This is a genomic window from Bradyrhizobium sp. SPXBL-04 (assembly GCF_051853035.1).
Taxonomy (GTDB): domain Bacteria; phylum Pseudomonadota; class Alphaproteobacteria; order Rhizobiales; family Xanthobacteraceae; genus Bradyrhizobium; species Bradyrhizobium zhanjiangense.
Genome location: NZ_CP182472.1, coordinates 739225 through 750562 on the forward strand (window position 1 = coordinate 739225; position 11338 = coordinate 750562).

An 11338-nucleotide genomic window follows, 5' to 3' on the forward strand; every position below is an offset into this window, starting at 1 on the left:
GGCCCGCGGAATCCTGCGTTGGCCGCCTCGTCTGCGCCTGATGAGTTGCACGGCGCCCCCGGAAGCGTGAAGGCGCATGCGCGATCGGATTTCGGTCTCGCGCATCTCGCCCAGTTCGAATTTCGAACGCGCCGCGCCGCAGCCGGCAAACCATAAACTCAATCATCGCAAGTGCTTAGAGCCGCGCGTCGGGGCTGGCACACAATCTGCGTTTCCCACTGGCACCTCACGCCTTGCGGCGGGGGGAGGACAACAAGCGAGATTGGAGGAATGCATGAGTGGGAACAGGACCAACTCCGCGCGTCAACACGAGAGTTTCGATGCGGTGGTCATCGGTACGGGCGTTGCTGGCCTTTATCAGCTCTATAAGCTGCGCGACGAGCAGGGTCTTAAGGTCAAGGCGTTCGACGCGGCAACCGGTGTCGGTGGAACGTGGTACTGGAATCGCTACCCTGGCGCGCGCTTCGACTCCGAGGCCTACATCTACCAGTATCTGTTCTCCGAAGAGCTCTACAAGGGCTGGAGCTGGAGCGAACGCTTCCCCGGCCAACCCGAGATCGAACGCTGGCTCAATTATGTTGCCGACAAGCTCGACCTGCGCAAGGACATCCGCTTCAGCACGACGATCACCTCCGCCGTCTACAATGAGGCGACGCAGCGCTGGACGATCACCACCGACAGCGGCGAGGTCATTGACACGCAATTCCTGATCACGTGCACCGGCATGCTGTCGGCGCCACTGACATCCGTGTTTCCCGGACAGGAGACGTTCAAGGGCAAGCTCGTTCACACCGGCCGCTGGCCGAAGCAGGATCTCGATCTTGCCGGCAAGCGCGTCGGCGTCGTCGGTAACGGGGCGACCGGCATCCAGGTGATCCAGACCATCGCAAGCGAGGTCGGCAGCCTCAAGGTGTTCGTGCGCACGCCGCAATACATCATCCCGATGAAGAATCCGAAATACGGCCCGAAGGAGGTCGAGGCCTACAAAGCGCGCTTCAAGGAGTTCTGCGAGACGCTTCCCCATAGCTTCACCGGCTTCGAGTACGACTTCACCAACGGCAACTGGAAGGACCTGACCAGCGAGCAGCGCCATGCGGTGCTGGAGAAGATCTGGGACGAGGGCTCGCTGCGGCTGTGGCTCGCCTCGTTCGCAGAGATGTTCTTCGAGGAGGACGTCAGCGAGGAAATCTCCGAATTCGTCCGCAGGAAGATGCGCGCGCGACTCAAGGATCCGAAACTGTGCGAGACGCTGATTCCGACCGACTACGGCTTCGGGACACATCGCGTTCCGCTCGAGACCAATTATCTCGAAGCGTATCATCAGCCGAATGTCGAGCTGGTGAGCGTCAAGGACAATCCGATCGAGCGGATCACGCCCACAGGCCTCAAGCTCGCCGACGGCACGACGTACGATCTCGACGTCATCATCCTCGCGACCGGCTTCGACGCCGGCTCGGGCGCGCTCACCCGCATCGACATCCGCGGCCGCGACGGCCGTTCGCTGAAGGACGAATGGAGCCGCGATATCCGTACCACCATGGGGTTGCAGGTCCATGGCTATCCCAACATGTTCACGACCGGAGCGCCGCTGGCACCCTCCACCGCCCTGTGCAACATGACGACGTGTCTTCAGCAGCAGGTCGAGTGGATCAGCGACTGCATTGGCTATCTGCGCAAGAACGAGCTGAGCGTCATCGAGCCGACGCGGGAAGCGCAGGATGCCTGGGTCGCCCATCACGACGAGATCGCGAGCGCGACTCTCGTGACCAAGACTCACTCCTGGTACATGGGCTCTAACGTCGAGGGCAAGCCGCGCCGACTGCTGTCCTACATCGGCGGCGTCGGGACCTATCGCAAGAAGTGCGATGAAGTCGCCGCCGCCGGCTACCAGGGCTTCGCCAAGCAATAAGCACCGCAAACAGGGCCGCGCGATCCGTCGCGTGAGCGCGGCCTCGCTTTTTGCATCTCGCCAACACAGAACGGAGAAACACATGCGCAAGGAATTCACTGTCGACGCCGACGCAATCCTCAATGAGACGGTCGCGAACGCGAACGGTGTGCCGGGCGTCGTCGCCATGGTGACGGATCGCAACGGCAACATCTACGAAGGCGCTGCAGGCAAGCGTCGGACCGATAAGCCGGAGGCGATGACGACCGATTCGAGCTTCGCCATCTTCTCGACCACCAAGGCAATCACCGGCACCGCCGCACTTCAGCTGATCGAAGAGGGCCGGCTCGATCTCGATGCTCCCGCCAAGAGATACGCGCCCGATCTCGGCAAGCTGCAGGTGATCGACGGCTTCGACGCCAAGGGCCAGCCCAGGCTGCGGGCGCCGAAGCGCGAGCTGACCACGCGCATGCTGCTGCTGCACATCGGCGGCTTCGGCTACGATTTCTTCAACGAAAATTATTTGCGCCTGGCGACCGAGCACGGACAACCGAGCGTGATCACCTCGTCCAAGGCCTCGCTCATGACGCCGCTGCTGTTCGATCCCGGGTCGAAGTGGGAGTACGGAACGAACATCGATTGGGTGGGGCAGGTCGTCGAGGGTATTACCGGCAAACGGCTGGGCGAGGTCTTCGCCGAGCGCATCTTCAAGCCGCTCGGAATGGCGAACACGACGTTCGAGATCAGCGATGCCGTCCGCAGCAAGCTCGCCGGCGTGCACGCCCGCAACGCCGACGGCTCGCTCACGCCGATGGATTTCGAGTTGCCGGCGAGCCCCGAGGTCCATATGGGCGGGCACGGCCTCTACAGCACGGTCGGAGACTACATGCGGTTCATCCGGATGTGGTTGAACGACGGCAATGGCCCGCACGGCCGCGTGCTGAAAGCGGAGACCGTGCAGATGGCGGAAAAGAACCATCTCGGCGATCTCAAGGTGACGGCGCTGCCAGGCGTGATCAAGTCGCTCTCCAACGATGCCGAGTTCTTCCCGGGTCAATCGAAATCGTGGGCGTTCACGTTCATGGTCAATGACGAGGAAGCACCGACGGGCCGCCCCGCGGGTGCGCTCGGCTGGGCGGGCCTGGCAAACCTGTTCTACTGGATCGACCGGCAGAATGGCTTCGGCGGCTACTGGGCAACCCAGATCCTGCCGTTCGGCGACCCGGCTTCGTTCACCGGATATATGCGTTTCGAGACGGCCTTCTACGACGCCCTGCACCGGCGCAAGGCCGCGTAAGCGCGTTGTCAGGTTAGGACATTCGGCGCGCCTTTCGGCTTCACGGCTTTCGCAGTGCGGTCGGAGGCGCGCCTAAGTTGCGCCCTGATCCGGTTGTCAGTTGCGCCTCAGCATGGAATGATTTCAAAATCAGGCGATAAAGCTTGGGGTCCCCCAACAACAAAAAGATCTTGGACCGCTCAGCGCGTCAAAGGAGGAAGCGTGTTGGGGCAGACACCGGAGGAAGCCTTTGCCAATCCAGGTATTGAACGCGCCGTCCTGACCAGCTGGGAGCGCTTCATGTCCGGAAGCGCCGCCGGCGGGCAGGTCGTTCGGCCCGCGATCAACGAGTCCTGGCGGCGGAGCCAGCAATCGGCCGTGGACTATCGGCGCAGCCAGGCGCCTCTGCCGATGAACGACGACCGGCTGCACCGCCTACTCGACAAGCGCACCCGCCTGGTCCACGCCGGCGCTTCGACCATGGCGCTGGCGCGCGACTACATGCTCGAAACCGGCACGGTGATGGTGCTGACCGATGCCGATGGCATCGTGTTGCGCCTGGAAGGCGATACCAGGCTCGCGCTGCGCAATGCCGTGGAGAAGACGCATCTGTTGCCCGGCAGCAATTGGAGTGAGGCGACGTGCGGCACCAACGCGATCGGCACGGCGCTGCAGACCGGCCAGGCTATTCAGGTCCATGCCACCGAACATTTCTGCTCCGGGATCCAGCGCTGGACCTGCTCGGCTTCCGTCATCCGCGATCCCATCGACGGCGCAGTCATCGGGGCCATCGACATTTCCGGGCTGTCCGATTCCTACGGACGGCAGGCCCTCGCACTGGCGATCTCGGCGGCCGCGCGCATCGAGGCACATCTGCTCCAGATGGAGATGGACGCCCGCTACCGGCTGCTTGATCAGTGCTTCTGGATGGTGCCTGCCGCGGACCGCCACCACACGGTGCTGTTCGATAGTGCCGGGCGTCCGTTCAAGGCCAACGGCGAGATGGCGCAGATCATGCGCGACCTCGGCGCGCCACGGGGCCAGCCCGACTTTCCTCAGATCGGGACCAGCGATGACCGTCCCTGGGGTACGTCACGCCCGGCCTGGATCAAGGAGGAGTGGCTGCGGCCGGTGGTCTACCAGGGTGAACATCTCGGCACGGTCATGGTCGCGCCAAAGCCGGTGGCGGCGAGCAGGACGTGCCTGCCGCTTTCGCGCGAAGGGACGCATGCATTCGCAAGCGTCGTCCACGGCAATGCGAGGATGCATGCGGTGGTCGAGACATGCCGCCGCGTTGCCGCGACCTCCGCGCCCGTCCTGCTGCTTGGTGAGACCGGCGTCGGCAAGGAAATATTTGCCCAAGGCATCCATGCGGCATCGCCTCGGCGCGAGCGTCCCTTCGTCGTCGTCAATTGCGGCAGCGTCTCGCGCGAGCTGCTCGCCAGCGAGCTGTTCGGCTATGTGGAGGGTGCTTTCACCGGCGCGCGTCGCGGCGGCTCCGCCGGAAAGATCGAAGCCGCTTCAGGCGGAACTCTTTTCCTCGACGAGATCGGCGAATTGCCGCTCGACCTCCAGCCCATGTTGCTGCGGGCGCTGGAAAGCGGCGAGATCAACCGCATCGGCGAAACCACGACGCGCAGGGTGGACTTCCGCCTCGTCGCTGCAACGAACCGCGAGCTGCAAATCGAGGTCAATGAACGGCGCTTCCGCAAGGATCTCTACTACAGGCTGGCGGTGGTCCCGGTCGTCGTGCCTCCCTTGAAGGAGCGGCCGGATGACATTCCGATGCTGGTCGAACACTTCGTTGCTCAGGCAAGGATGCGCTATGGCCTCGGCGATCGCAGTTTCACGCCGCAGGCGCTTGCGCGCCTGCAAGGTTATGACTGGCCCGGTAACGTGCGCGAGCTGCGTAATCTGGTCGAAAGCCTGATGTTGACCGGGGACGGGGACGTGATCGAAGTTTCGAATCTGCCCGCTTTCATCCCCCAGACGGAATTGCGCGCCGGAGGTGACCACGGCCTGTCGCTCGCCGAATCTTCCGAGCGCGATCTCATCGCGCGCACGCTGCGCTCATGCGATGGTCATGTGGCAGCCACCGCGTCCGCACTCGGTCTCGCCAAGAGCACGGTCTATGCCAAGCTGCGCCGCTACGGCATTCGTCCCGACCTGGGCTCCGCAAACGACCCCGCCTGAAACCAGGGCCGTTCTCTGAGCATTGGGGGTGGGCCGCCAGGTTTCCGGCGGAAAAGTCCGGCTAGGGAATGCGGGACAGTTCGACGCCATCGACCACCATCTTCCATGTCCCCGCCTCCTGGTGCGGTGGCGTCGATACCTCGAATGTCGCCGTAAGGAATGGAATGCCGACGACGAAATTGTCGCCCTCGAACCGCCGCAACGGGGCGTCGATCGATATCGTGGTGGTGCCTGCCGTGGTGTTGCGCTTGACGCGCTTGTAGCGGACCGTCCCGTCCTTCGTGAGCTCAACGTCCATCGCCTGCGCGTGCCACTCGCCGACATAAGCGGCCTTGTCGTCCGGCACCGGCTGCCCGCACGCCGACAGGATCGGCAGAGCCGCAACGAGAATCACCAAAAAAAATTGCCGTCTCATTCTTCGCTCTCTATCGGACAGGCGGAGGCCAGGAAGATGCAAGAGTGCCCATCTTCGTCGGCCTCCACGCCATTCCGGTTCACGAACCGGGTGTCGCGGGCCAAGCCCGCCATCGCTGTTCGCGAAAACGCGCCCGTAGCTCAGCCGGATAGGGCATCAGACTACGAATTTGAGGGGCGGGCGTTCGAATCGTTCCGGACGCGCCAGATGCACGATATTCCGCGATATTTTGGGATGGGAGTCCCGATCGGAAGTGCCAGCCTCTTGATCAACTGATCTTGCAAGGGGTGGCGGGCAGGAGTCTTGCCCTGGCTCGGAGACTGTTTGCCAGTTCTTCGGGATTTCTCAGACGCCTGTCGACGGCAAACGCGATTTGTCGTTGCCGCGCACGATCTACTCATTCCCGCTCCATCATGTTGGCGATCGCCTTGATGCGGCTTCTGGCGTATTTCGGCAGGCCGGCGCTCAGCGAATCGCCGCTGTTGAAGGAGCTCTTGCCCATGAGCAGTTGCGCGGGCACGAGGTTTCGCAGAACGGGTGTATTGCTGTATTCCCTTTGCTTGTTGAGCACGTCGTTCCTGACCGCAATCAGGATGTAGACCGTTGCGATGGCGGCTTCCGGCTGGGTCGGATGCTGTTGCAGAACCGCAAGCAGCTTGCCGAACTGGATGACCTGGTTCACCCAAAAGATGTTCTGCTCGAGCGCGCTGGTGACTGTGGAGTCGAGGCCTGTCAGGGTCGGCAGCTCGGCAAGGCGCGGCTGCGTGACCAACATGATCTCACTCAGGAACTCGATGAAATCCGGAATCGGTTTTTTGCTCTCCTCGCGCAGCTTGTTGGCAAGCTGAATGCCCGCCGGAATTTTCCCTTCGAACACGTAGCGGGACCGCACGCAGATCGCGTTCGCGTCCTCGCACCAGCGGCGATCCGGCGGACGGTTCTGCGCGGCGCCCGCGTCCTTGCTGGGAACATCATCGGCCGCCGTGATCGGCCAGTGCTTGACTGCCCGATCGATCTGCTCGAGGAACGCGACATTCGCATACCGCGACAGATCCAATGCCACTGCCGGTCTTGGAAGTCGAAACCGGGCCTCCGCCTGGTAGACCGAGAGCTTCAGCTTCGTTTGCTGGTTGAGCGTGGGCTCAACGAAGCTCGGGAAGAGCGAGAGGAAGCGCCGCTGAACCGGACGTGAGCGGGCCCAATCGTCGAAAGGAATGAGCTCGGTCGAGGAATCGGCGAGTTTATCGTTGCGCTGGTCGGCGAAGATGACGGTGTGCGGTTTGATCTGTGCGATCGGGATGCTGGCGACTGCGGCCACGTCCTCCAGCTGGAATTCCTGCGCGACCGCACCTGTGCAAGCGGCCAGCCAGGCGGCGATGAGGACTGCGGCACGGTGAAGTCTCAGGTGAAGTCTCATGGGTCAATGCTCAATTCAGCCGCCGCCAGAAATAATCGGGATCGACTCGGAGCGGCGGTCGCGGGAGGCGGTCCTCGTCATCGGGAGGTCCGCGCCAGGAGGGATATTCGCGCGGACCAAGACGCCAGGTCGGGAATGGAAAGGGCGACCGGTTATCGCCGTAATGGCGGTTGTCGTAGGACCACTGCTGGAATGGCCCGTCGTCTTCGTCACGGCCGCCACGATGGGCGTAGCTTTCTGCACGCGAGACGATCCGAAATTGCGTATCATCGATTCTGCCCGACGGATCTCTCTTGAGATACTCGGTGAAAGCGCGGCCGGAGCCGGGCGGTGAAGGATCGCCGGTATGGGGATCGATCGACAGGGGAACGAGCTGACGCAGTGCTTCGCGCGAAGGGCCGTTCAATGCCATCTTGGGAGCGTGCAGCTCCCAGGCCGCCTGCACGATCGGCTCGAACATCGGCAGCGCCACTTTTGATCCGGTTTGGCCGCTGCCAAGGGAGCGGCGCCCGCCATCGCTGTTGTCGTAGCCGACCCAGATGGCGATGGTAACGTCATTTGTGAAGCCGACGAACCAGGCGTCGACCGCATTATCAGTGGTACCAGTCTTGCCGCCGACAAAGGGCGAAAGATGCTTCACCACGCGCGCGGTTCCGCGCGCGAGCACGCCCTGCAGCATTGATTTCAACTGGTAAAACGATGCTCGGTCGGCCGAGCCGATCCAGTCCACCGCACGCGGATCGTGCCGGTAGATTGGTCGGCCGTCCTGTTCGATCGTTTCGATCGCATGGGGCCGGGGCCGGGCGCCCTCGTTGGCGATCGCTGCATAGAACGCCGCAAGGTCGATGAGCCGCACGGTTTGGGCACCGAGCACGAACGGGTAGTAGCGCATGCAGTCCTTGTAGAGCTGCGCTTCCATCGCGAGCTCGCAGACCCGGTCGAGGCCTCGCTCGGCACTGTCGTCGAGGCCGGACGCGAGCAGTTGCACGGTGGCGAGATTGCGGGAGTTTTCCAGCGCACGCCGCAGTGTAATGGCACCCAAAGCGCCGCCGTCATAGTTCTTCGGCGACCAGAAATCGCCCCGGCGCGCGTGGACCGTCGCGCCGATCGGTGTCAGCGTAATGGGTTCGTCCATCACCAGCGTGTTGGGCTGCAATCCCTTGCGAAGGGCAGCGAGATAGGTCAGCGGCTTCAAGGTGGAGCCGGGTTGGCGCAGGGTCTGGACGACGCGGTTGAGCTGGCTTGCCGGATACGAAAAGCCGCCCGCCATCGCGAGAATGCGGCCGGTTTCGTTCCCGAGTACGAGTGCCGCTCCCTGCACGTTCGGTCGAATACGCAGATCGGCACGCGCCGCTTCCTTGCCCTTGGCTTCGCGCAGTTGCACGTAGACCACATCGTACGGCTTGAGGCCGCGCTGGATCGCGGCGCTCCAGGTGTTCAGCGGCAGGATTCTTCCGTCGGTCAGACCGACGTTGATCGCGTGGCCACGTTTGCCACGCGCATTCTCCAGGACGACCGCCGAGTCCCAGTGAACGTCGTAGAGAGGTAGCCGTGTCGCCTTCAACGCCGCGAGCCAAGCCGGTTCCGTAGCCTTCAGGTCTGTCGCAATGCGACGGACGGCATCGGAAATGTTCGCCTCGGGTCCCTCAAATTTGTAGCGGCCGGTATTCAGCTCGTACCGCGCGAGGCCCTCCTGCAATGTCGCTTCGACTACGCGCTGCAAGGCCGAGTTGATGGTCGAGCGCACCGTGTAGGAGGCGTTGGTGAGAGTCTCAAGGCCCGCGACCAACTTTGCCTCGCGGGCGATGTGATCGACGAAGTGAAAGCCGAAGTCCCGTCGCGTCGGCCGGTACTCGACCAGCTGTGGCAATACTGCTTTCGCCGCGGCGTCGTCGATCATGGCGTCGTCCCGCATGCGGCCGAGCACGTAGGCAAGACGCTCGCGCGCGCGCTCGGGGTGGTGGTCGGGGTTGAAGTAGTTCGGTCCCTTGGCTAGCCCGGCGAGGAGGGCGCCCTCGACGGCGGAGAGCGCCTTGGCCGGTTTGCCGAAATAGCTGCGCGCCGCGATCTCGATGCCCCAGGCTCCGCGACCGAGATAAATCGAGTTGAGATAGAGCTCGAGGATTTCCGCCTTGGTCAGGGCGCGCTCCATCCGCGAGGCAACGATCATTTCACGCAGTTTTCTTTCGTAAGTGATGTCGTTACCAACCAGCAGGTTCTTGGCGACCTGCTGCGTAATGGTCGAGCCTCCCTGCGGCCGGCCCGGGTGCGTGAAGTTGCCGATGAAGGCGCGGACCAGTCCGCGCTCGTCAATGCCGGCGTGTTGGAAGAAGCGCTTGTCCTCGGCGGCGATAAATGCGTTGCGTACCGCTTCCGGGATATCCGCAAGCTTGACCGAGATGCGGCGGTTGTTAGGCGCGTAAATCTCAGCAAGCTGCTCGCCCTTGTTGTCGAGGACTTCGCTGGTGCCAGAAAGCCTGAGCTGCTCAAGCTGCGCCGCGTCGGGCAGATCCTTGACCGCGCTGTTGTAGAAGGTGATGACCTGACCGAGATCGACCGGAGAGTCTTGCACGTTTTCGACCTTGCAGAACTGCCTATAGGCCACCTGGAGGTCGGCCAGATTCAGTCCTTTGAGCGCCTTGATCTCGCTGCTCAACGCCTCCTTGTCATCCATGGCGGTGGCAATCAGATCGTCCAGGTTGATGTCCTCGATGTCGAAAGCCTTGCGCATGTGGGCGCAGCCGGCACTCAAAAGCTCCGCCACCTCGAAGCGGTCGCGCACCGCATCGAACTCCGTCTTGATCCCATCCGGCCGGGTAGTGACCTGGCTGAAGGCAAGCGCCGTGGCGAAGATCTTGATGAGTATCGAGTCCATGACCGGCCGATGGTCGAAAAGCCGCCTCCGCAAGGTCGTAGAACAATAACAAACAAGACTGTGTTGAGGAAAAAGTTCCTGAGGAGCCGCCGCCCGCTTCTCCGGTCCTTCATGATTGCTCCGACCTGGCCGCGCCGCGGAACCAACGCCGAGGCCCGTGCGTTTTAGAAAGACCGAATTGGCAGCGCACTCATGAATACCCGTCTTCCAGTCGTGCTCGCCGTGGCGCTCCTCAGCGCCGCCATCGCCACGATGCCTGCGGACGCTGCTCCTCGAAAAAAGCACACCAGGACACTTGCCGCAGTCTCCCCTGCAGCTAGCGTCGCTCAGCCGCCCACGGACAGATTTTTGGCCTGCGACGTCCGGGTGCGGGATTATCTTCGCGAAGGCGGAGCGGTGACACGGGTGACCAAGATCGAAGTGGACGATGCCCGACTGCAGTTGAACATTCAGCATGAGTACGGGGAGGCGGGAAAGTCGTCTCGAAAATACCTCCGCGGCGACACGGAAGAAGAAATGCGCAAAAATCTGCGCGGAATATTGGATGAGTTCGCTGCGGCTGCGAAGGCGGCAACGGCTGGTCGCGCTTGGTATGTCGTCGCTGCTCGCAAGGTCATGCCGGACTCCCGCGATAGTTCGGGCGAGACCACGAGTCCCTGGACGGCCGTCGTCCTCGCGGATTTCGACGGAAAATGCAGACCTATCACGTTCTATCAGTCTGTCGACCGGACCAAGCTCGATCCTGAACTGAACAAGAAATTGGATGAGTGAAGCTTTACGCCTGAATTGATTTGCAGTCGTAGCGACCGTGCCTGGCAATAAGGCTGTTGCTGCCCAAACGTTTCTTTAGTTCACTGAGATCACTCGCTTCTGGCCCGTCCCCAGGGAGCGCCATTTCTTTCGTTTGCAATCGCAAAAATCAAGCGTCGCCGTTGCAGCGCTTTTCATGGCTTACCGGATCCTTGTCACCACGTCGGGTCGGTTTTTCTCGAGCCAGGCCACGGCCTCCGGTCCGTCGACGACGCACTCGAAGGTTTCCCAGGTCGGGTCCTCCAGGGATTCTGATTGCAGCCGCTTCGCCGCATACTCAACGAGGTCGTGCAGTCGTTCGTATCCGCGTCGGCCCTCGAGGGAATCGGCAATCGCGGTACTGGCCCATCCGCGTTGGGCCAAGTCGATAATGCTCGGAGCGTCAGCCTCGCTGAACCAGGGTGTGGCATCGAACTCGATGCAGCGGACATTATCGGCTGTATGGCAAGTAGCGTGGATCATTG

At 62.4% G+C, this 11338-nt stretch carries 8 protein-coding genes and 1 tRNA gene; 5 read left to right on the forward strand and 4 right to left on the reverse strand.

The features are described from left to right. The first annotated feature begins 274 nt into the window (after nucleotides 1-274). The 3 genes from ACNJX8_RS03380 to ACNJX8_RS03390 all read left to right on the forward strand — a co-directional run bounded on the left by ACNJX8_RS03380 (nucleotide 275) and on the right by ACNJX8_RS03390 (nucleotide 5357). On the forward strand, nucleotides 275-1909 hold the full coding sequence (locus tag ACNJX8_RS03380; protein ID WP_439359621.1) for a flavin-containing monooxygenase: 1635 nt from the start codon (nucleotides 275-277) through the stop codon (nucleotides 1907-1909). Between the two features lie 82 nt (nucleotides 1910-1991). Next, nucleotides 1992-3185, forward strand: a complete 1194-nt coding sequence (locus ACNJX8_RS03385) for a serine hydrolase domain-containing protein (RefSeq protein ID WP_439359622.1) — start codon at nucleotides 1992-1994, stop codon at nucleotides 3183-3185. Between the two features lie 201 nt (nucleotides 3186-3386). Beyond that, the gene (locus tag ACNJX8_RS03390) at nucleotides 3387-5357 is read left to right on the forward strand and encodes a sigma-54-dependent Fis family transcriptional regulator (RefSeq protein ID WP_439359623.1); all 1971 of its coding nucleotides are present in this window, start codon (nucleotides 3387-3389) and stop codon (nucleotides 5355-5357) included. A 61-nt stretch (nucleotides 5358-5418) separates the two neighbouring features. On the opposite strand, the gene ACNJX8_RS03395 is transcribed toward ACNJX8_RS03390, so the two are convergent. Next, the gene (locus tag ACNJX8_RS03395; RefSeq protein WP_439359624.1) at nucleotides 5419-5772 is read right to left on the reverse strand and encodes a hypothetical protein; all 354 of its coding nucleotides are present in this window, start codon (nucleotides 5770-5772) and stop codon (nucleotides 5419-5421) included. A gap of 129 nt (nucleotides 5773-5901) precedes the next feature. Here ACNJX8_RS03395 and ACNJX8_RS03400 point away from each other — a divergent pair. Then, nucleotides 5902-5978 (forward strand) — tRNA-Arg (locus ACNJX8_RS03400). Between the two features lie 191 nt (nucleotides 5979-6169). Here ACNJX8_RS03400 and ACNJX8_RS03405 read toward each other — a convergent pair. Further along, a complete protein-coding gene (locus tag ACNJX8_RS03405; protein WP_439359625.1) occupies nucleotides 6170-7189 on the reverse strand; it encodes a hypothetical protein in 1020 nt (339 codons plus the stop codon). Between the two features lie 10 nt (nucleotides 7190-7199). Further along, the gene (locus tag ACNJX8_RS03410; protein ID WP_439361797.1) at nucleotides 7200-10064 is read right to left on the reverse strand and encodes a penicillin-binding protein 1A; all 2865 of its coding nucleotides are present in this window, start codon (nucleotides 10062-10064) and stop codon (nucleotides 7200-7202) included. A 192-nt stretch (nucleotides 10065-10256) separates the two neighbouring features. Between ACNJX8_RS03410 and ACNJX8_RS03415 the strand changes: the two genes are divergently transcribed. After that, nucleotides 10257-10835, forward strand: coding sequence for a hypothetical protein (locus tag ACNJX8_RS03415; RefSeq protein ID WP_439362067.1), 579 nt, complete (start codon nucleotides 10257-10259; stop codon nucleotides 10833-10835). A gap of 180 nt (nucleotides 10836-11015) precedes the next feature. Here the strand turns inward: ACNJX8_RS03415 and ACNJX8_RS03420 are convergent, their stop codons facing one another. After that, the gene (locus ACNJX8_RS03420; RefSeq protein ID WP_091887339.1) at nucleotides 11016-11336 is read right to left on the reverse strand and encodes a hypothetical protein; all 321 of its coding nucleotides are present in this window, start codon (nucleotides 11334-11336) and stop codon (nucleotides 11016-11018) included. Nucleotides 11337-11338 lie beyond the last annotated feature (2 nt).